The 20,245-nt window shown below is 71.6% G+C and carries 16 protein-coding genes and 1 pseudogene; 6 read left to right on the forward strand and 11 right to left on the reverse strand.

What is annotated here, in order from left to right; all coding sequences use genetic code 11:
* Nucleotides 1-154: 154 nt before the first annotated feature.
* From AADR41_RS23450 to AADR41_RS23480, 7 genes are all read right to left on the reverse strand, one after another.
* Nucleotides 155-1,489 (reverse strand): MFS transporter, encoded by a 1,335-nt coding sequence (locus AADR41_RS23450; RefSeq protein ID WP_342283357.1) that lies wholly within the window; start codon nt 1,487-1,489, stop codon nt 155-157.
* A 98-nt stretch (nt 1,490-1,587) separates the two neighbouring features.
* Nucleotides 1,588-2,193, reverse strand: a complete 606-nt coding sequence (locus tag AADR41_RS23455) for a TetR/AcrR family transcriptional regulator (protein WP_342283358.1) — start codon at nt 2,191-2,193, stop codon at nt 1,588-1,590.
* A gap of 3 nt (nt 2,194-2,196) precedes the next feature.
* The gene (locus AADR41_RS23460; RefSeq protein ID WP_342283359.1) at nt 2,197-3,210 is read right to left on the reverse strand and encodes an agmatine deiminase family protein; all 1,014 of its coding nucleotides are present in this window, start codon (nt 3,208-3,210) and stop codon (nt 2,197-2,199) included.
* A gap of 10 nt (nt 3,211-3,220) precedes the next feature.
* Nucleotides 3,221-4,909 (reverse strand): urease subunit alpha, encoded by a 1,689-nt coding sequence (locus tag AADR41_RS23465; protein ID WP_342283360.1) that lies wholly within the window; start codon nt 4,907-4,909, stop codon nt 3,221-3,223.
* Complete coding sequence (gene ureA, locus AADR41_RS23470; protein WP_342283361.1) at nt 4,906-5,586, reverse strand: urease subunit gamma; 681 nt, start codon at nt 5,584-5,586, stop codon at nt 4,906-4,908. Before ureA ends, AADR41_RS23465 begins: the two co-directional genes overlap by 4 nt.
* A gap of 255 nt (nt 5,587-5,841) precedes the next feature.
* Nucleotides 5,842-6,930, reverse strand: coding sequence for a branched-chain amino acid aminotransferase (locus AADR41_RS23475; RefSeq protein ID WP_342283362.1), 1,089 nt, complete (start codon nt 6,928-6,930; stop codon nt 5,842-5,844).
* A 239-nt stretch (nt 6,931-7,169) separates the two neighbouring features.
* On the reverse strand, nt 7,170-8,213 hold the full coding sequence (locus AADR41_RS23480) for a 3-isopropylmalate dehydrogenase (RefSeq protein WP_342283363.1): 1,044 nt from the start codon (nt 8,211-8,213) through the stop codon (nt 7,170-7,172).
* Between the two features lie 126 nt (nt 8,214-8,339).
* Here AADR41_RS23480 and AADR41_RS23485 point away from each other — a divergent pair.
* From AADR41_RS23485 to AADR41_RS23505, 5 genes and pseudogenes are all read left to right on the forward strand, one after another.
* Nucleotides 8,340-9,216 (forward strand): annotated as a pseudogene (locus AADR41_RS23485) (metallophosphoesterase); the annotation flags it as partial.
* 1,010 nt (nt 9,217-10,226) lie between these two features.
* Entirely contained in the window at nt 10,227-10,799 is a 573-nt protein-coding gene (locus AADR41_RS23490) for a CDP-alcohol phosphatidyltransferase family protein (RefSeq protein ID WP_342283364.1), read from the forward strand.
* Nucleotides 10,796-11,656, forward strand: a complete 861-nt coding sequence (locus AADR41_RS23495; protein WP_342283365.1) for a phosphatidate cytidylyltransferase — start codon at nt 10,796-10,798, stop codon at nt 11,654-11,656. Before AADR41_RS23490 ends, AADR41_RS23495 begins: the two co-directional genes overlap by 4 nt.
* Nucleotides 11,653-12,861, forward strand: coding sequence for a lysophospholipid acyltransferase family protein (locus AADR41_RS23500; RefSeq protein WP_446751103.1), 1,209 nt, complete (start codon nt 11,653-11,655; stop codon nt 12,859-12,861). The genes AADR41_RS23495 and AADR41_RS23500 overlap by 4 nt, the downstream gene beginning before the upstream one ends.
* A gap of 81 nt (nt 12,862-12,942) precedes the next feature.
* On the forward strand, nt 12,943-13,653 hold the full coding sequence (locus AADR41_RS23505) for a nitroreductase family protein (RefSeq protein ID WP_342283366.1): 711 nt from the start codon (nt 12,943-12,945) through the stop codon (nt 13,651-13,653).
* A 112-nt stretch (nt 13,654-13,765) separates the two neighbouring features.
* Here the strand turns inward: AADR41_RS23505 and pruA are convergent, their stop codons facing one another.
* Nucleotides 13,766-15,397: an L-glutamate gamma-semialdehyde dehydrogenase gene (gene pruA, locus AADR41_RS23510; protein WP_342283367.1), complete on the reverse strand. Its 1,632-nt coding sequence runs from the start codon at nt 15,395-15,397 to the stop codon at nt 13,766-13,768.
* Between the two features lie 38 nt (nt 15,398-15,435).
* On the reverse strand, nt 15,436-16,362 hold the full coding sequence (locus AADR41_RS23515) for a proline dehydrogenase family protein (protein WP_342283368.1): 927 nt from the start codon (nt 16,360-16,362) through the stop codon (nt 15,436-15,438).
* Nucleotides 16,363-16,541: 179 nt separating this feature from the next.
* On the opposite strand from AADR41_RS23515, the gene AADR41_RS23520 reads away from it, so the two are divergent.
* The gene (locus AADR41_RS23520) at nt 16,542-17,684 is read left to right on the forward strand and encodes a helix-turn-helix domain-containing protein (RefSeq protein ID WP_342283369.1); all 1,143 of its coding nucleotides are present in this window, start codon (nt 16,542-16,544) and stop codon (nt 17,682-17,684) included.
* Between the two features lie 15 nt (nt 17,685-17,699).
* On the opposite strand, the gene AADR41_RS23525 is transcribed toward AADR41_RS23520, so the two are convergent.
* Both AADR41_RS23525 and serA read right to left on the reverse strand, forming a co-directional pair.
* On the reverse strand, nt 17,700-18,290 hold the full coding sequence (locus AADR41_RS23525) for a TetR/AcrR family transcriptional regulator (protein ID WP_342283370.1): 591 nt from the start codon (nt 18,288-18,290) through the stop codon (nt 17,700-17,702).
* Nucleotides 18,291-18,370: 80 nt separating this feature from the next.
* Nucleotides 18,371-19,963: a phosphoglycerate dehydrogenase gene (gene serA / locus AADR41_RS23530; protein WP_342283371.1), complete on the reverse strand. Its 1,593-nt coding sequence runs from the start codon at nt 19,961-19,963 to the stop codon at nt 18,371-18,373.
* Between the last annotated feature and the right edge of the window lie 282 nt (nt 19,964-20,245).

Below are 20,245 nucleotides of genomic sequence, written 5' to 3' on the forward strand. Positions count from 1 at the left end.
AGAGGTCTGCGCGCGGGTCTGGGGCACGATGGCCGTGCCGCACGTGGTGGTGCGGGACGGTCACTGCGGACCGGCGCGCCTGCTGCCGATAATCATGGCGTTCGAGGGCACGGAGGCAGTCTTGCACAGGGCCGCCTCCGTGCCCCGCCCCGTCTCAGGATGCGGGCGTGACGCTCGTCGCCCCGGACTGCTCCGCGCCCGCCCGGTCCGCGTCCTTGGCGCCGACCCGGCCCAGGTCGATGTCGCGGGTCTCGCGCATGGTCAGGTAGACGACCAGGGAGACCGCGGCGCAGCCCGCCACGTACCAGTAGAAGCCGGACTCGATGCCCGCCTTCTTGAACCAGAGCGCCACGTACTCGGCGGTGCCGCCGAAGAGCGCGTTGGCGATGGCGTACGGGAGGGCGACGCCCAGGGCGCGGATGCCGGTGGGGAAGAGTTCCGCCTTCACACAGGCGTTGATCGAGGTGTACCCGGTGACGACGACCAGGGCGAGCAGCGCCAGGCCGAACGCGGGCCAGAACGTGCCCGCGTGCTTGAGCATCGTCATGATCGGCACGGTCAGGAAGGTGGAGCCGACGGCGAAGGTGATCAGCAGCGGGCGGCGGCCGATCCGGTCGGAGAGCATCCCGGCCAGCGGCTGGATGCACATGAAGACGAACAGGGCGCAGAAGCTGACGAGCGAGGCGGTGGGCTTGTCCATGCCCGCGCTCTTGGACAGGAACTTGGAGAGGTAGGTCGTGTACGTGTAGTACGCGACGGTCCCGCCCATGGTCAGCGCCATCACCAGGAACGCCTCGCGCTTGTGCCGCCACAGCGCCTTCAGCGTGCCGCGGTCCTCCTGGTCGGCGGCGCCGGACTCCGCGTAGACCTCGGTCTCCAGCATCGAGCGGCGCAGGTAGAAGACGATCGCGGCGCCGAGCGCGCCGACGATGAACGGGATCCGCCAGCCCCAGCTGTGCAGGGCGGCCTCGGACATGTTGCGCTGGAGGACGATCTGGAGGCCGAGGCCGACCAGTTGTCCCGCGGTCATGGACACGTACTGGAAGCTGGAGGCGAAGCCGCGCCGGTCGGGTGCGGACGCCTCGGTGAGGTAGGTGGCACTGGCGGCGTACTCGCCGCCGACGGACAGCCCCTGGAGCAGCCGGGCCACCAGCAGGACGGCGACCCCGCCGTACCCGGCGACGTCGTACGTGGGTGCGGCGGCGATGAGGATCGCGGAGGCCGACATCAGCGTGACGGTGAGGGTGAGCGCCGCCTTGCGGCCCTTGCGGTCGCCGATCCGGCCGAGCAGCCAGCCGCCGACCGGCCGCATGAAGAAGCCGACGGCGAAGATGCCCATGGTGTTCATGAGATTGGCGGTCTCATTGCCTTCGGGGAAGAACGAATCCGCGAAGTAGACCGCGAAGGTCGCGTACACGAACCAGTCGAACCACTCGACCATGTTGCCGGCCGAACCGACCCAGATTTTCTTCCACTGCTCTCGTCCCATGGTCCGTCACCGTGCCCGAACAGACGGGACCGCAACAAGGGCGAAATGCGCAACGATCGCACGTACTTACGTGCGTTTCGTTCACGGCGCCGCGGCCGCTACCCGGCGACGAGCGAGTCCTCGACGAACTCCCGCACCTGTGCGAGGACCTGGGAACGTCCGGTGCCGGGAAGGCCGACCGCGACATGGACGCTGAAGCCGTCGAGCAGGGCGCGCAGCCGGGTGGCGAACCGCCCGGCGTCGACCGGCCGGAACTCCCCGGCCGCCGCGCCCCCCTCCAGCAGGGCCACCAGGTCGCGGTGCCAGGCGTCCTCGATGGCGGCCTGCCGGGCGCGGGCGTCGTCGTCCGCGTTCTGCGAGCGGTTCCACACCTCCAGCCAGAGCGTCCAGTGCGGATCGCGGGGGCCGTCGGGCAGGTACAGACCGATGTATCCGTCGAGCCGTTCGCGGGCCGTCGCGGACCCGGCCATCAGGGCGCCGCGCTCCGCGCCGAGCCGTCCCTCGCTCCATTCCAGGGTCTGGAGCAGCAGCTCGTCCTTGGTGCGGAAGTAGTAGAGGAGGTGTCCGCTGCTCATGCCGACCTCGCGGCCGAGTCCGGCCATGGTGAGGCCGTCGAGCCCCCGTTCGGCGATGGTGGCCATGGCGGCGGCCAGCAGTTCCTCACGGGGCGGGGCGGTGTTGCGACGGCGGGGCGCGGGGGGCACGGTTCAGACCTTCGGCTGCTGCTGCGTGATGCAGTGGATGCCTCCACCGCCGGCAAAGATCGTACGGGCGTCGACGAGTGTCACCGTACGGTCGGGGAAGAGTTCACCGAAGAGGGCCGCCGCCTCCTTGTCGCGCGGGTCGTCGAAGGCGCAGAGGACCACACCGCCGTTGCAGAGGTAGTGGTTGATGTAGGAGTAGTCGACCCACTCCCCGTCGGCCTTCAGCACGGTGGGCGCCGGGACCTCCACGACGTCCAGGGAGCGGCCCCTGGCGTCGGTGGCCTCGCGCAGGATGCGCACGGTCTCGCGGGTGATCTCGTGGTCGGGGTGGGCCGGGTCCGGCTGGACATGGGCGACGATGGTGCCGGGGCGGACGAACGCGGCGACGATGTCGACATGGCCGAGGGTGCCGTACGTGCCGTAGTCGCCGGACAGTCCGCGCGGCAGCCAGATGGCCTTCTCGGTGCCGAGCCGGGCGTGGACCTCGGACTCGACCTGCTCGCGGGTCCAGTCGGGGTTGCGCTCCTTGCCGAGCTGGACGGTCTCGGTGAGCAGTACGGTGCCCTCGCCGTCCACGTGGATGGCGCCGCCCTCGTTGACCAGCCGGGAGCTGTGCACGGGTACGTCGGCCAGCTCGGCGACGGCACGGGCGATGTGCTGGTCGTGCTCCCAGCGGGCCCAGCCCTGGGCGCCCCAGCCGTTGAACGTCCAGTCGACGGCGGCGAGCCGGTTCCCGTCGGTGACGAAGGTGGGGCCGATGTCCCGCATCCAGGCGTCGTCGAGGGGGCGGACGGCCAGCTCGACGTCCGGGCCCAGAAGCGCGCGGGCGCCGTCCTCCTGGCCGGGTCCGACCACCATCGTGACGGGTTCGAAGCGGCGCACGGCGCGGGCGACGGTGGCCCAGGCGGCGCGGGCCTCGTCCAGTTCGGCGTCGGTGCCGAAGGTCGGGTTCGGGCCCGGCCAGGCCATCCAGGTGCGTTCGTGCGGGGCCCACTCGGGCGGCATGCGGAAGGTCATCTGCGGGTCCTCAGAGGAAGTAGAGGCGGTTGAGGGAGACGGATTCGGCGGGCTCGGAGCGCAGCGGGTCGCCGTCCAGGGTGACCAGACCGCTGCGGGCGTCCACGGCGACCGCTCCGGTGCGGGAGTTGTGGATCAGGTCGCCGGGGCCGATGCCGCGGGTGCCGCGCACGCCGACGCGGCGGCGGCGGGTGGGCATCGAGTCGGCGCCGAGCTGGGTGGCCGCCTGCGAGACGAAGGCCACCGAGAGGTCGGCGGCGGTGGCCCCGTACGCCCCGAACTGCGGCCCCAGGACGAGGGGTTCGCAGGTGTCGGTGGCGGCGTTCGGGTCGCCCGTGACGCCGTACGCGGGGAAGCCGGACTTCAGCACGAGCTGCGGCTTGGCGCCGAAGAACTCGGGGCGCCACAGCACGATGTCGGCCATCTTGCCGGTCTCGATGGAGCCGATCTCGTGCGAGAGGCCGTGGGCGATGGCGGGGTTGATGGTGAGCTTGGCGATGTAGCGCAGCACCCGGGCGTTGTCGTCCGCGGGGCCGTCGCCCTCCATCGGGCCGAGCTCGGCCTTCATCTTCCCGGCCATCGCGAAGGTGCGGCGCACCGTCTCGCCGGCCCGCCCCATGCCCTGCGCGTCGGACGAGGTGATGCCGATGGCGCCCAGGTCGTGCAGGACGTCCTCGGCGCCCATCGTCCCGGCGCGGATCCGGTCCCGGGCCATGGCTGCGTCGCCCGGCAGGTCCGTCTTGAGGTCGTGGACGGAGACGATCATTCCGTAGTGCTCGGCGACGGCGTCCCGGCCGAAGGGCAGCGTCGGGTTGGTGGACGAGCCGATGACGTTCTCGACGCCCGCCATCTTCAGGACGTTGGGGACGTGTCCACCGCCGCAGCCCTCGATGTGGAAGGCGTGGATCGTGCGGCCCTCCAGCACCTTCAGGGTGTCCTCGACGGACAGGCATTCGTTCAGCCCGTCGCTGTGCAGGGCGACCTGGACGTCGTGCTCCTCGGCGACCCGCAGTGCGGTGTCCAGGGCCCGGGTGTGGGCGCCCATGTCCTCGTGGACCTTGAAGCCGCAGGCCCCGCCCTCGGCGAGCGCCTCGACCAGCGGGGCCTGGTGGGAGGAGGAACCGCGGCCCAGGAAGCCGATGTTGACCGGCCAGGCGTCGAAGGCGTTGAAGGCGTGGCGCAGCGCCCAGGGCGAGTTGACGCCGACGCCCCAGACCGGGCCGAACTCCTGGCCGATGATCGTGGTGACGCCGGATGCCAGGGACGCCTCCATGATCCGCGGCGAGAGCAGGTGGACATGGGTGTCGACGGCACCCGCCGTCGCGATCATCCCCTCGCCGGAGACGATGGTGGTGCCTGTGCCGACGACGACGTCGACGCCGTCCAGGGTGTCGGGGTTGCCGGCCCGGCCGATCGACGCGATCCGGCCCTCGCGGATGCCGATGGACACCTTGCGGATGCCCTGCACGGCGTCGATGACCAGCACATTGCTGATGACGACGTCACAGGTGTCGCGGACGGCGGCGGCCTTGAGGTGCAGTCCGTCGCGGGCGGTCTTGCCGAAGCCGGCGAGGAACTCCTCGCCGTACCGCTGTGCGTCGGACTCGACGCGGACGGTGAGACCGGAGTCGCCGAGCCGGACCCGGTCCCCGGCGCGCGGGCCGTGGACGGAGGCGTACTCGTACGGATCGATGCTCATCGCTCAGCTCCCAGATATCCACAGGCGGCGGCGCGCCGCAGGGCCTCTTCGCGTGCGCCGGGCGCGTCCAGCGGGCCGTCGACCAGGCCCGCGAAGCCGATCGCGATCCGCTCGCCGCCGATCGGCACGAGCCCCACCTCGACGGATTCGCCGGGTCCGAACCGGACGGAGGACCCGGCGGGGACGCAGAGCCGCATCCCGTAGGCCTCCGCGCGGTCGAAGTCGAGCCGGGGGTTGGCCTCGAAGAAGTGGAAGTGCGAGGTCACGGAGACCGGCACGGTCGCGGTGTTCTGGACGGTCAGCCGCACCGCGGGCTCCGGCTCGGGCGTGGCGGGCCCGGGGACGACGGCCCCGGGGGCGTCGTCGCCCAGCCCGTCGCCCAGCGGCCGGGAGACCACGGCGAGCCGGGAGCCGTCGTCGAAGACGGCCTCCACATGGACCTCGGTGACGACGTCGGCGACGCCCGGCAGTACGTCGTCGGGGCCGAGCACGGACCGCGCCGCCTCGATGGCCTCGGCGAGCCGGCGCCCGTCCCGGGCGGCCTCGCAGACCGTGTCCGCGATCAGCGCGGTCGCCTCGGGGACGTTGAGCTTCAGCCCCCGGGCGCGGCGGGCCCGGGCCAGTTCGGCGGCGCTGAACAGCAGCAGCCGGTCGCGTTCCGTCGGAGTCAGTCGCACGTCTCCACACCTCTCGGTTAGAGCAGCACTCTAACCCATGGTTAGAGTGCTGCTCTAAGAATGTGAGGGGTCGCACTCCGGGGAGCGGGGGAACATGTCCCGGGCATACGAAAGCCGCGCCCGGCAGGAGCTGGGCGCGGCTTTTCGTTCGTACGGGATCGGCCCGCGGGCCGGAGAGACCCCGGGGCCTCTTCTTCGGATCGTGCCGGGCTCGTGTGCCCCGGTGCCCGATCCGGCCTGAACCGGACGGAAGACCTAGCCGAGGGGGTGCATCCAGCCGTGGGTGTCCTCGGCGACGCCGCGCTGGATGTCCAGCAGGCGCTCGCGCAGCTTCATCGTGACCCGGCCGGGCGTGCCGTCGCCCTGGACCCACTCGCCGCCCTCGGACTTGACGGTGCCGACGGGGGTGATGACGGCGGCGGTGCCGCAGGCGAAGACCTCGGTGAGGCTGCCGCCGGCGGTGTCGTCGCGCCACTGGTCGATGGAGACGCGCCCCTCCTCCGACTCGTAGCCGAGGTCGCGGGCGACCTTGAGCAGCGAGTCACGGGTGACACCGGCGAGCAGCGAGCCGGTCAGGGCCGGGGTGACGATCTTGTCCCCGTACACGAAGTACAGGTTCATGCCGCCGAGCTCCTCGACCCACTTGTGCTCGACCGCGTCGAGGTAGGCGACCTGGTCGCAGCCCTTCTCGGCGGCCTCGGCCTGGGCGAGCAGCGACGCGGCGTAGTTGCCGCCGGTCTTGGCGTCGCCCATGCCGCCGGGGACGGCACGCACCCGGTTCTCGGAGAGCCAGATCGAGACCGGCTTCACACCGCCGGGGAAGTACGCGCCGGCGGGCGAGGCGATCACCAGGAACAGGTACTCGTTGGCGGGCCGCACGCCGAGACCGACCTCGGTCGCGATCATGAACGGGCGCAGGTAGAGGGACTCCTCGCCGCCGTGCGCCGGAACCCAGGCCGCGTCCTGCTTGACCAGCGCGTCGCAGGCCGCGATGAACGTCTCGACGGGCAGCTCCGGCATGGCCAGCCGGCGGGCGGAGGCCTGGAAGCGCTTGGCGTTGGCCTCGGGACGGAAGGTGGCGACCGAGCCGTCGGGCTGCCGGTAGGCCTTGAGGCCCTCGAAGATCTCCTGCCCGTAGTGCAGGGTCATGTTGGCGGGGTCGATCGAAAGCGGCGCGTAGGGCACGAGCTGGGCGTCGTGCCAGCCGCGGCCCTCGGTCCACCTGATCGTCACCATGTGATCGGTGAAGCGGCGGCCGAATCCGGGATTGACCATGCTCGCCTCGCGCTCCGCGTCGGACAGGGGGTTCGAGGAGGGCTTGAGCTCGATCGTGGGCGTCGTCATGAGTGCGTGTCCTTCACCGTTGTGTGGGTTGGACCGCGCTCACGCCGCTCCTGCCAGACAGGTGCTAGGACGTCCGAGTTTTGTTGCGAGCCACGGCCCCGTTCGATTATCGCTCCCGGGCGGCCGTGCACGAAACGACGCGTGTGCGGTCCAGTGGTCGATGGTGGCACCCGGGGCCGCACAAGGTGAAGCCGCCGGGTGCGGTGGTTGCCCGGCGGCTTCGAAACGGAGTCGTCGGGTCAGTTCGCTACGCGTACCGCGAGCGCGTCGCCGATCTGGTCGGTCGTACGGGCGGCCGTGCCGTCGCGCTCCGCGAGGTCGGCGGAGACGGCGTCCTCGATGCGCACGGCCTCGGACTCGTGGCCGAGGTGGCGCAGCAGGAGGGCGACGGAGAGGACCGTGGCCGTCGGGTCGGCCTTGCCCTGGCCCGCGATGTCGGGGGCGGAGCCGTGGACCGGCTCGAACATCGACGGGAAGGTGCCCGTCGGGTTGATGTTGCCGGAGGCGGCCAGGCCGATGCCGCCGGTCACGGCAGCGGCGAGGTCGGTGAGGATGTCGCCGAAGAGGTTGTCGGTGACGATGACGTCGAAGCGCTCCGGCTGGGTGACGAAGAAGATCGTCGCGGCGTCGACGTGCAGATAGTCGGTGGTGACCTCGGGGTACTCGGTCGCGACCCTGTCGAAGATGTTCTTCCACATGTGGCCGGCGTACACGAGGACGTTGTTCTTGTGCACCAGCGTCAGCTTCTTGCGCGGGCGGGCGTTCGCCCGCTCGAACGCGTCCCGGACGACGCGCTCGACGCCGTACGCGGTGTTGACGCTGACCTCGGTGGCGACCTCGGCCGGCGTACCGGTGCGCAGCGAGCCGCCGTTGCCGGTGTACGGGCCCTCGGTGCCCTCGCGGACGACGACGAAGTCGATGTCGGGGCGGCCGGCCAGCGGGGTCGCGGTGTTCGGGAACAGCTTCGACGGCCGCAGGTTGATGAAGTGGTCGAAGGCGAACCGCAGCTTCAGCAGAAGCCCGCGCTCCAGGACGCCCGACGGCACGGAGGGGTCGCCGATCGCGCCGAGCAGGATGGCGTCGTGCCCCTTGAGGGCTTCGAGCTCCGCGTCCGGGAGGGTTTCACCGGTGCGGTGCCACCGCTGGGCGCCAAGGTCGTACTCCTTGGTCTCCAGCTTCACGTCCTGCGGGAGAACAGCGCCTAGGACCTTGAGGCCCTGGGCCACGACCTCCCGGCCGATACCGTCACCGGGGATCACTGCGAGATTGATGCTGCGAGACATGCCTGCACCCTACTGCGCGTCCCACCCCATGACACGTCACGTCCACCATACGGACACATGGGGAGCTGTACGTGTACCGTTCACCTATCTGACGGTACGACGCCGGACGACGGGTGGATGTTCTGGTTCGACCCGTCCGGCTCCGGGCAGAGCACCGACACCTACGACGCCCGCACCTGGGACCAGTTCCTGGCGCAGACGGAGACCGTGTCGAAGACCGTGCCGTGGATGGTGACCACCGGCAACCACGACATGGAGGCCTGGTACTCGCCGGACGGCTACGGCGGCCAGAACGCCCGCTGGACGCTGCCCGGCAACGGCCCGGACCCGGTGAACCAGCCCGGTGCCTACTCGTTCGTGCACGGCAATGTGGGGGTCGTCGCCCTCGACGCCAATGACGTCTCGTACGAGATCCCGGCCAACTTCGGGATCAGCGAAGGCCGGCAGACCCGCTGGCTGGACCGGCGCCTCGGTGAGCTGCGGGCCCGTCACGACATCGACTTCGTCGTGGTCTTCTTCCACCACTGCGCCTTCTCCACCACCAACGCGCACGCCTCCGACGGCGGGGTGCGCGACGCGTGGGTGCCGCTCTTCGAGAAGCACCGGGTGGACCTGGTCATCAACGGCCACAACCACGTCTACGAGCGCACCGACGCGATCCTCAACAACGCCGTCCGGCGCAGGGTGCCGATCGGCGAGCGCACCGACCCGACGCGGGACGGCATCGTGTACGTCACCGCGGGCGGCGCGGGCAGGGCGCTGTACGACTTCCCGGTGCCGGACACCTACGAGGGCCATGTCGCGGACCGGGAGAGCGTGGACACGTACCACGTGGTCAAGGGCGGCGGGAAGGCTGCCGAGACCGTGGAGTGGTCCCGGGTGCGCTACACCGGGTTCTCGTTCCTGGCGGTGGAGGTGCGGCCCGGCCGGCACAAGCGGATGAAGGTCACCGCGCTCGCCGAGTCGGGCGAGCGCATCGACCGTCGAGATCGGCCGGGGCTGACCGTCCGTCGGGCCGGTCCGGTGACCGGCCCGCTCAGCCGGTCTCAGTGGCCCGTGGAGCCGCCGTTGTCCCTGCGGTCGAGGGCGCGCTGGAGGGCGGCGGCGGCATTGCGGCGCTCCGACTCGGTCGGGCGGGGGGTGTGACGGACACGGCGGGCAGTCGTCTGGACCATGATGGATCGACTCCTTGAGATCGCGAGGATTTCGAGATCGAAAAATCGTCAAGATGATTTCGAGATCGGGATTTCGAGGCGCCGGAAAGGGCGGGGAGCGGGCGCCGCAGGGGTTGCCTGCACAGGGGCGCGCACTCACGACCGCCAGTCGCTGGATCTAGCGTGACGTTCGGCTTCTACAAAGCTAGGGCAGCTCGGCCGGTCTGTCTCCACAATTACTCGGACTTCCTACTATCTGAGACGGAGGTTTACCCGCGGCCGTTCCCGGATTCCGGACGAGAGCCCGAACGACAGACCATCGCCCCTGCTCAGAGGGGGTGACACCACCCCCGGACCGCCTCGTCCGAGCGGGTGTCGCCCACGTCACGTCCCCGTCCCGCCGGTCGAGGACCGGCGCCCCGGAGCCGGTGGACGGCCCGCACCCGGCCGCGCCGCGGACACACTGCCGCCCTCCTCGCCCGGCAGCCGCTCCCCCTCCCCCGTACCGCGCCTGCACGGCGATCCGCCCCGGCCACACCCGCCGGCCGCGCCCGGCGTACAGCACGGCCCCCGGCGGCCGACGCGGACGGCGCGCCGAAGGCACAGCCCCGTCGGCGACCTCCTCCGGCTCGGCCGTGATCCGCCCGCCGGGCCCTGCCCGGCGGCGGGCCGCGCGGACCGCCACGGCCTCCACACCGCCGGTCCGGTACGAGCGCCCGGCCGACAGGCGTGTGCGGTGCGAAGGGTCGGCCCGGTCATGTCCCTCAGTACCTCAACCACTGCGGCCGCCGGATACTCAGTGGGCATCTGAGTACCTGCCACGTGTCGAAGAACTGTGCGTCGCAAGACAGTTGGACACATGAACGGCCTCTACGCTCTCAAGCCCTGGTACGCGGACCGGCTCTCCGGTGCCCGCGCCTCGCTGGTCCGCCGTGAGGTGTCGCCCGACACCCTCACCGCGGCCGGTGTGGTCTCGGCGGCCGGTGCCGCCGCCGCGCTGGCCTGGCTGCCCGCCGGCCTCGCCGCCCTGCCGGTCGCCGTGCTGCTCGCCGCCCGGCTCGCCTTCGCCAACCTGGACGGCGCGCTGGCCCGGGACACCGGCCGGACGACCCGGCGCGGCGCGGTGCTCAACGAGCTCGGCGACCGGGTGGCGGATCTGGTCGTGCTGGCCGGCTTCCTGGCACTCGCCCCGCTGTGGCTGGTGGCGGCGGCCGGGCTCGCGGCGACCCTGCCGTCCTGGGTGTCGCTGGCCGGGGCGGCGGCGGGCGCGCCCCGGCGCAACGGCGGCCCGGTCGGCAAGACCGAGCGCTGTCTGCTGGTCGTGGTCGCGGCGGCGAGCGGCTGGGCGGTACCCGTGCTGATCGTGATCGCCGCCGGTTCACTGCTCACCGCGGTGCTCCGGCTGGCGGGCCTGTGGCGGGAGCTGGCATGAGCGCGGTACTGATCGCGGAGGAAGCCGCGGCACGGGCCGTGCCGCTGGTCGCGGGGATGCTGGGGGCGGGCGGTGTCGCCGTCGCCGTACTGCCGTCGAAGGTCCGGATGCGGGCCGAGCTGCGCAGGCGGTGGCGCACCTGGGCGCTGGTGGCGCCGGTCTTCCTGGGGGCGTACTTCCTGGGCGGCGGCGGGACGTTCGCGCTGGCCGCGGGGCTCGGGGTGGTCGCGGCGGGCGAGTTCGCGCGGATGGCCGGGCTGCGCCGCGGCGACCTCGCGGTGCTCGTGACGGCCGCGGTGGCGCTTCCCGCGCTGGCGTGGCTGGCGCCCCAGCTCCTCGACGTCCGGGCGGCGGCGCTGCTGCTGGTCGCGGCCGCGCTCCCGCCGGTGCTCGGCGGGGACGACCGGACCGGCTTCACCCGCACCGCGCGCACCGCCTTCGGGCTGCTGTGGGTTCCGGTCGCGCTGACCGGTCTGGTGACGCTCGGGGACACGGGGGTCGCGGTGGGGCTGGCGGTGGCGCTCGGCGACGTCGGCGCCTGGTGCGGCGGCACGGCGCTGGGCCGCCGGGGCCCGCTCGCCCGGCCGCTGTCGCCGCTCTCCCCCAACAAGACCTGGGCGGGGGTGCTGGGCGCGGCGGTGGCCACGGCCCTGCCGCTGCTCGTACTCGGCGAGTTCACGCTCCCGCTGTGGGCCGCGGTGATCGGCGGCTGCGTCCTCGGTGACCTGCTCGAATCGATGGTCAAGCGCGAGTCGGGGGTGAAGGACGCGGGCAGCTGGCTGCCCGGCTTCGGCGGCCTCCTCGACCGGATCGACTCCCTGCTGGTGGCCCTTCTCCTGACGATGGTGATGACATGAGCCGCACCCTTGCGCGCATGCCCGGCCGGGTCGCGCTGCCCGCACGTTCCCGGTTCGCCGCCGCGCTCCGGCGCGGTCTGTGGTGGGGCGTCCTCAGCCTCACCGGCGGGGTGGAGCGGCGCGGCCGGCTGCCGCGCGGCGGCTGTGTCGTCGTCGCCAACCACTCCTCGCACGCCGACACGGCGGCGCTGCTCGCCGCGCTCGACGCCCGGCACACCCCGGCGATCGGCGCGGCGGCCGACTACTGGTTCGCCTCGCCGTGGCGGCGCCGGATCTGCCGCCGGCTCGCGGCCGGCTTCCCGGTCCGGCGCAGTGGCGGCGGCATGGACGACCTGCTGTCCATGGCGGACGAGCTCCGCTCCGGCCGGGCGGTCGTCCTGTTCCCGGAGGGAACCCGGGGCAAGGACGGCGAGCTGGGCTCCTTCCACCGCGGCGCGCTGGTGCTGGCCGAGCGGGCGGGCGTACCGGTGGTCCCGGTGGGGATCGCGGGCACGGACCGGCTGCTGCCCAAGCACGGCCGGCTGCGCTCGGCGCTGGTGCGGGTGTCGATCGGTGATCCGCTGCCGTCGACGGCCGGTCCGCGGGAGGCCCGCGACGCGGTGGTCGCGCTGCACGCGCGTACGGTCGCCGAGCCGCTGCGGGACTCCGCGACGCGGCGCCGGGTGGCGTCGGTCGTCACCTCGCGCGGGGGTGTCCCGCTGGCGTTCGGCTGGGCGCTGGCGGAGGCGCTGAGCTGGCCGCTGATGCCGGAACTGCTGCTGGGCGTGGTGTGTGTGGCGGTGCCGCGGGCGGCGCTGCGGATGTCGCTGGGCGCGCTCGCCGGCAGTCTGGCCGGTGGCCTGCTCGCCCTTCAGCTGGCCTCGGCCGGCGTGCATCTGCCCGCCCCGCTGACCACGGACCGGATGCGCGCCGAGGTCCGGGCCGGGCTGGCGCTGGAGGGCGCCTCGGCGGTGCGGCACCAGCCGTGGAACGGCATTCCGTTCAAGGTGTACGGGGCCGAGGCGGGCCGCGCCGGTGTGCCCGCGCTCGACTGGCTCACCGCTTCGGCGACGGCCCGGGGCTCCCGGACGCTCACCGTGGGGCTCGGCTTCGCCGCCTTCGGGCTGCTCATGCGCCGCCACCGCCGCCGGTACGGCCACTATCTGGTCCTGCTGGGCGGCGGGTTCACGGCGGGGCTGTCGGTGATCGTCGCGGGCTGGGGCTGAGCGGACACTGACCGACGCGCGCACCGCTTCTGTCCGAGGACGCTCTGGTCCGGACCAGTCGCCGCGCGCCACACTGCCGGGATGTCCGACACCACAGCCGTACCCAAGCAGTGGACGCCCATCCATGGCGCGCCCTACCAGCCGGTCCCCCACCGCCCCGAACGGATCGCGGCCGACGAGTCGCTCGCCCGTGCCGCCCGGCTGCGGGAGCGGATGGGCGCGCGCAGGACCGTGCGCCAGTTCTCGTCCGACCCCGTTCCCGAGCAGGTCGTGAAGGACGCGATCGCCTGTGCCGCGACCGCTCCGTCCGGCGCCCACCAGCAGCCGTGGACCTTCGTCCTGGTCAAGGACCCGCAGGTGCGCGGGCTCATCCGGGAGGCGGCCGAGCACGAGGAGCGGATCAGCTACGACGGCAGGCTCGGCGAGGAGTGGCTGGCGGCGCTGCGACCGCTGGGCACGGACGCCGTCAAGGCCCACATGACGGACGCCCCGGCCCTGGTCGTGGTCTTCCAGCAGCGGTACTGGGTGGGCGAGGACGGCACCCGGCACAAGCACTACTACGTCGACGAGTCGGTCGGGATCGCCGTCGGGATGCTGCTGTCGGCCCTGCACCTCTCGGGCCTGGCGGCGCTGATCCACACGCCGAGCCCGATGCGGTTCCTGCGCGAGGTGCTGGACCGGCCGGAGAACGAGAAGGCGTTCGCGGTGATTCCGATCGGGTATCCGGCCGACGACTGCCAGGTGCCCGGCCTGGTACGGAAGTCGCTGGACCAGGTGCTGGTGGAGATCTGAGCCCCGTCCCGTGGGGATCCGGGCCCCATGGAAACCGCCTCCCGGCCGGCAGGGGAACCGGGCGGGAGGCGGAATTCGCGGCGGGGCGCCAGGGGTGGGGCGCCCCGGGGGATCAGCCCTGGTGGGGGTAGGTGTAGTCGGTCGGCGGGACCAGCGTCTCCTTGATGGCCCGGGTCAGGGTCCAGCGCTGGAGGTTCTGCGGGGCGCCCGCCTTGTCGTTGGTGCCCGAGGCCCGGCCACCGCCGAAGGGCTGCTGGCCGACGACGGCACCGGTCGACTTGTCGTTGATGTAGAAGTTGCCCGCGGCGTAGCGCAGCTTCTCCATCGTGTACGCGGCCGCGGCGCGGTCGTTCGAGATGACGGAACCGGTCAGCGCGTAGTCGGAGACCGACTCCATCTGCTCCAGCATCGCGTCGTACTGGTCGTCCTCGTATACGTGCACGGCGAGGATCGGGCCGAAGTACTCGGTCGTGAAGACCTCGTTCGACGGGTCGCTGCACTCGATGACGGTCGGGCGGACGAAGTAGCCCACCGAGTCGTCGTAGGTGCCGCCCGCGACGATCGTGCAGGACTGGTCGGCCTTCGCACGGTCGATCGCGGCCTTGTTCTTGGCGAACGAGCGCTCGTCGATCACGGCGCCGATGAAGTTCGACAGGTCGGTGACGTCACCCATGGAGATGGAGTCGACCTCGGCGGCGAACTTCTCCTTGAAACCGGAGTTCCAGATGGAGGCCGGAATGTAGGCGCGGGAGGAGGCCGAGCACTTCTGGCCCTGGAACTCGAAGGAGCCGCGGGTCAGCGCGGTCTTCAGGACGGCGTGGTCGGCCGACGGGTGGGCGACGACGAAGTCCTTGCCACCGGTCTCGCCGACGAGCCGCGGGTAGGTGCGGTAGTTGGCGATGTTGTTGCCGACCGTCTTCCACAGGTGCTGGAAGGTGGGGGTCGAGCCGGTGAAGTGGATGCCGGCCAGGTCGCGGTGGTTCAGGGCCACCTCGGAGACGGCGATGCCGTCACCGGTCACCAGGTTGATGACGCCCTTGGGCAGACCGGCCTCTTCCAGCAGCTGCATCAGCAGCACGGCGGCGTGGGTCTGCGTCGGGGACGGCTTCCACACCACGACGTTGCCCATGAGGGCGGGGGCGGTGGGCAGGTTGCCCGCGATGGCCGTGAAGTTGAACGGCGTGATCGCGTAGACGAAGCCCTCCAGCGGGCGGTGGTCCATGCGGTTCCACACGCCCGGCGAGTTGGCCGGCGGCTGCTCGGCGAGGATCTGGCGCGCGTAGTGCACGTTGAAGCGCCAGAAGTCGACGAGCTCGCAGGGGGTGTCGATCTCGGCCTGCTGCGCGGTCTTGGACTGGCCGAGCATCGTGGAGGCGGCCAGCGTCTCGCGCCACGGGCCGGAGAGCAGCTCGGCGGCGCGCAGGATGATCGCGGCGCGGTCGTCGAAGGACATCGCGCGCCAGGCCGGGGCGGCGGCGAGCGCGGCGTCGATCGCGTCCTGCGCGTCCTGCTGCGTGGCGCCGGCGAAGGTACCGATGACGGCCTTGTGGTTGTGCGGCTGTACGACGTCGAAGCGCTCGCCGCCGCCCATCCGCTTCTCGCCACCGATGGTCATCGGAAGGTCGATCGGGTTCTGGCTAAGCTCCTTGAGCTTCACCTCCAGGCGGGCACGCTCCGGGGAGCCCGGCGCGTAGGAGTGGACCGGCTCGTTGACCGGCGCGGGGACCTGGGTGACAGCGTCCATGGGTTCCGTTGCTCCTTGGGTAGAGAGGTGGAGGGGGCTCAGCCCTTGGTGAGGATGGAGCGGCCGAAGAACAGCAGGTTCGCCGGCTTCTCGGCGAGGCGGCGCATGAAGTAGCCGTACCAGTCGGTGCCGTACGCGGTGTAGACACGCATCCGGTGTCCCTCGGCCGCGAGCCGGAGGTGCTCGTCGCTGCGGATGCCGTACAGCATCTGGAACTCGTACTCATCCAGTTTGCGCCCGGCCTTGCGTCCCAGCTCCTGGGCGATGGCTATCAGCCGCGGGTCGTGGGATCCGATCATCGGGTAGCCCGCGCCCTCCATGAGGATCCGCAGGATACGGACGTACGCCTTGTCGATCTCGGCCTTGTCCTGGTACGCGACGGAGGCGGGCTCCTTGTAGGCGCCCTTCACGATGCGCACGCGGCTGCCTGCGGCGGCCAGCCGGCGGGCGTCGTCCTCGGTGCGGAACAGGTAGGCCTGGATCACGCAGCCGGTCTGCGGGAAGTCCTTCCGCAGCTCCTCGTGGATGGCGAACATCGAGTCGAGGGTGGTGTGGTCCTCGGCGTCCAGCGTAACCGTGGTGCCGATCTCGGCGGCGGCCTCGACGACCGGGCGGACGTTGGCGAGCGCCAGCTCGTGGCCGCCGTCCAGCGCTTGGCCGAACATGGAGAGCTTGACGGACATCTCGGCCCTGGTGCCCAGGCCGAGGTCCTTGAGGCGCTCGATCAGTCCGAGGTAGGCGTCACGGGCGTCGGCCGCCTGCTCGGGGGTGGTGATGTCCTCGCCGACCACGTCGAGGGTGACTTCGAGTCCCTTGGCGGCGGCGTCCTCGATGATCGGGACGACCTGGTCGACGGACTCACCGGCGATGAACCGGTCGACGACCTGCTTGGTGCCAGGTGCGGCCGAGATGAAGCGGCGCATCTTGTCGCTGCGGGACGCGGCGAGAATCACGGGACCCAGCACGGGGCACCTCCACGGAAAGTACGAACGAAGGCCATACCGGCAGATGGGGAACAGACCGGTACAGCACGGAGAACCACCGTGAAATCTAAGGATCTCTCCGATCCTGTGCCATCGACAGCTGTCACGCATCCGTTCCCCGGTTCTCAGACATATGTCTGAAGGGGTGCGAGAATGGCCGGGTGAAGGGCGATTACCAGGAGCTGGTCGACGAGATCTCCGGGCTGCTCGGCGCCCCCGCGACGCTGGAGAACCGGGACTTCGGCCTGGTCGCCTTCGGCGCCCACGACAGCGACGACGACACCGCGATGGATCCGGTCCGTACCCGCTCGATCCTGACCCGCCGCTCCACGCCCGCCGTCCGCGCCTGGTTCGAGGGCTTCGGCATCACCCGCGCCACCGGTCCGGTCCGCATCCCCGCGGCCCCGGAGGCCGGGGTCTTCCGGGACCGGATCTGCCTGCCGGTACGCCATCGGGGGGCCGTGCTCGGCTACGTATGGCTGCTCGACGCCGACCCCGGACCGACCGACGAACAACTGAGGGCCGCGATGGACGTGGCGGCCCGGATCGGGGCCCTGCTCGCCGAGGAGTCACGGGCGGGCACCGCCCCGTCCCGGGAGTTCGGCGCGGTACTGACCGCCGGGCGGGGCTGGCAGCGCGACATGGCGGTGGCCGCGCTGCACGAGGCGCTGGGGCCGGACGCGCAGGGGCTGCACACGGTGGTGTGCGTGACCCCGTGGCCGGACGATCCGCCGTCGGTCCGTACGGTCCCGTCGGCGGCGGCGCTGTCCTCGGTGCCCGGGACCGGAGGGATCCCCTCGCTGGCCGCGCTGGTCCGGCTGCGCTCCACCGATGTCCTCGAACCGGCGCTCACCGCCGCGGACCGGCTGCGGTCGGCCGCGGGCCGGGAGACCACCGCCGGGATCGCGGTGCCCCGCCGGGGCCTCGCCGAGCCGGCCGCGGCCTGGCACGAAGCGGTGGCGGCCGCCCGCACGGCGGCGGCCGAGTCCCGGTTCGGCCCGGTGGCGCGGTGGTCGTCGATCGGGCCGTACCGGCTGCTGACCGCGCTGCCCGCGGAGGCGGACGCGGACCCGGTGGTCCGCGCCCTGCTCACCCCGCCGCACAAGGATCTGGCCCGCACCGCCGAGGTGTTCCTCGACTGCGCGGGCCAGGCGTCCCGGACGGCCGCGGCCCTCGGGGTCCACCGCCAGACGCTCTACTACCGGCTCTCCCGGATCCAGCAGCTCACCGGCCTCGACCTCAACGACGGCGAGGACCGGCTGCTGCTGCACATGGCACTCAAGAGCGCGCGGCTCGGGGGCTAGGGCCCTTCGTCCGGATCAGGCCGGATCCGTGCGGCCCTCCAGCACGACCTTCAGACCGTCCGTCAGATCCTGTGCGGACGGGGCGGATTCACTGTCCATCATCCACTGGACCATCACGCCCGCGAGCAGCGCCTGGCAGAACAGCCCGGCCACCCGCGCCCGCTCGGGATCCTTCTCCGGGTCGATGCCGAGCATGTTCTCGGCGAGCCCGTCGCGCCCCTCGCGCTGCGGGCCCATCAGGGCCTTCCGCAGCTCCGGGTCCTGGTCGATCCGGGAGACGACCTCCATCTGGAGCTGCCAGACGGACCGGGTCTCCGCGTAGCTGTCGATCACCCGCTGCCAGGTCTCACGGAACTGGTCCAGCGGATCCCGGGGCTCCGCGCTCCGCACGCCCCCGTCCGGCTTCTCGGTGAGCACATCGCCCCACTCCTCCGTCACCTTGAGGAAGGCGAGGTTGAGCAGCGCCTCCTTGGAGCCGTAGTGGTAGCCGATGGAGGCGAGGTTCGTACCGGAGGCGGCCACGATGTCGCGTGCCGTCGTCCGGGCGTACCCCTTCTCCAGCAGGCAGCGCTTGGCGCCTTCGAGCAGATCCTCACGGTGTCCCATGAAAGCAGCGTACCCGGCATGCAGACGTTTGTGTAAGACGCACGTCTAGATGCCGGGTACGCGGAGGGGCTCCGGAACCGTCAGTCGGTCAGGTTCACCGTGCGGGCCGAATTGGCGCCGATCTCGGTGGAGATCTCGGCGAGCACCGACGCCGGGACGTCGTCGTCGACGGTGAGCACGACCAGCGCCTCGCCGCCCGCGTCCGTCCGCGACACCTGCATGCCCGCGATGTTCAGACCGGCCTCGCCGAGGATCCGGCCGACCGTGCCGACGACACCGGGACGGTCCTCGTAACGCAGCACCACCATGTGGTCGGCCAGCGCCAGGTCCACGTCGTACTCGCCGACGGCGACGATCTTCTGGAGGTGCTTGGGCCCGGCCAGCGTGCCCGAGACCGAGACCTCCTCGCCGCCCGAGAGCGTGCCGCGGACGGTGACCACATTGCGGTGGTCGGGCGACTCGGAGCTGGTGGTGAGGCGGACCTCGACACCGCGCTCCTGCGCGAACAGCGGAGCGTTCACATACGACACGGTCTCGTCGACGACATCCTCGAACACGCCCTTGAGCGCGGAGAGTTCGAGCACCTTGACGTCGTGCTGGGTGATCTCGCCGTACACCTCGACGTCGAGGCGGACCGCGACCTCGCCCGCGAGCGCGGTGAAGATCCGGCCGAGCTTCTCGGCGAGCGGCAGACCCGGGCGCACGTCCTCGGCGATCACGCCGCCCTGGACGTTGACCGCGTCCGGCACCAGCTCACCGGCCAGCGCCAGGCGCACGGACTTGGCGACCGCGATGCCCGCCTTCTCCTGGGCCTCGTCGGTGGAGGCACCGAGGTGCGGGGTGCAGACGACCTGGTCGAACTCGAACAGCGGGGAGTCCGTGCAGGGCTCCTTCGCGTACACGTCGAGACCGGCGCCGGCGACGCGGCCCTCCTTGAGGGCGGAGGCGAGCGCCACCTCGTCGACGATGCCACCGCGCGCGGCGTTGACGATCCGGACCGAGGGCTTCACCTTGTGCAGCGCCTCGTCGCCGATCAGGCCGAGCGTCTCGGGGGTCTTGGGCAGGTGCACGGTGATGAAGTCCGCGACCTCCAGCAGCTCGTCGAGCGTGAGGAGCTTGACGCCCATCTGCGCGGCGCGCGCGGGCTGCACATAGGGGTCGTACGCGACGATCTTCATGCCGAAGGCCGACATGCGCTGCGCGACCAGGACGCCGATGCGGCCGAGGCCGACGACGCCGAGGGTCTTCTCGCTGAGCTCGACGCCGGTGTACTTGGAGCGCTTCCACTCGCCGTTCTTGAGGGCGCTGTTGGCCTGCGGGATGTTGCGCGCGGTGGCAACCAGCAGACCGCAGGCCAGCTCGGCGGCGGTGACGATGTTGGAGGTCGGCGCGTTCACGACCATCACGCCGGCCTTGGTGGCGGCGGAGACGTCGACGTTGTCCAGGCCGACGCCCGCACGGGCGACGACCTTCAGCTTCTTGGCGGCGGCGATGGCCTCGGCGTCGACCTTGGTGGCGGAACGCACCAGGATGGCATCGACATCGGCGATCGCGGGGAGGAGCTCGGCGCGGTCCGCGCCGTTGCAGTGCCGGATTTCGAAGTCCGGGCCCAGCGCGTCCACCGTGGCGGGCGACAGCTCTTCAGCGATGAGTACGACAGGTTTCGAGCTCACGTGAGTCCTCACAGGTCCAGTGCGGACGGCCGTCCCGACGGCCGCAGGCGGTGGAGGGGCTTGCCGCGTGGAAGACGCACGACACTGTGGGCCTGACGCGTGTATGTGTGGAGAAGTGTAGTCATGCGCCAGGACGCATACTGCGCCCCGTTGGAAGGATCACCCACACGGGGGTGGACGACTTGTACACACGTACGACGCCGCCTCTTCCAGCGGTGAAGAAGAAGATGCCCCGGGGGGCGGGCCGGCCGGCCCGCCCCCCGGGGCGTCGGTGTTACGCCT

This window comes from Streptomyces sp. CLV115 (assembly GCF_038448545.1).
GTDB classification, from domain to species: Bacteria; Actinomycetota; Actinomycetes; order Streptomycetales; family Streptomycetaceae; genus Streptomyces; species Streptomyces sanglieri.

Coding starts and splice junctions, on each gene's coding strand:
- AADR41_RS23450 (WP_342283357.1), bottom strand. CDS start 1,489: ATGGGACGAGAGCAGTGGAAGAAAATCTGGGTCGGTTCGGCCGGCAAC.
- AADR41_RS23460 (WP_342283359.1), bottom strand. CDS start 3,210: ATGACCTTCCGCATGCCGCCCGAGTGGGCCCCGCACGAACGCACCTGG.
- AADR41_RS23465 (WP_342283360.1), bottom strand. CDS start 4,909: ATGAGCATCGATCCGTACGAGTACGCCTCCGTCCACGGCCCGCGCGCC.
- AADR41_RS23475 (WP_342283362.1), bottom strand. CDS start 6,930: ATGACGACGCCCACGATCGAGCTCAAGCCCTCCTCGAACCCCCTGTCC.
- AADR41_RS23480 (WP_342283363.1), bottom strand. CDS start 8,213: ATGTCTCGCAGCATCAATCTCGCAGTGATCCCCGGTGACGGTATCGGC.
- AADR41_RS23490 (WP_342283364.1), top strand. CDS start 10,227: ATGAACGGCCTCTACGCTCTCAAGCCCTGGTACGCGGACCGGCTCTCC.
- AADR41_RS23495 (WP_342283365.1), top strand. CDS start 10,796: ATGAGCGCGGTACTGATCGCGGAGGAAGCCGCGGCACGGGCCGTGCCG.
- AADR41_RS23500 (WP_446751103.1), top strand. CDS start 11,653: ATGAGCCGCACCCTTGCGCGCATGCCCGGCCGGGTCGCGCTGCCCGCA.
- AADR41_RS23505 (WP_342283366.1), top strand. CDS start 12,943: ATGTCCGACACCACAGCCGTACCCAAGCAGTGGACGCCCATCCATGGC.
- pruA (WP_342283367.1), bottom strand. CDS start 15,397: ATGGACGCTGTCACCCAGGTCCCCGCGCCGGTCAACGAGCCGGTCCAC.
- AADR41_RS23525 (WP_342283370.1), bottom strand. CDS start 18,290: ATGGGACACCGTGAGGATCTGCTCGAAGGCGCCAAGCGCTGCCTGCTG.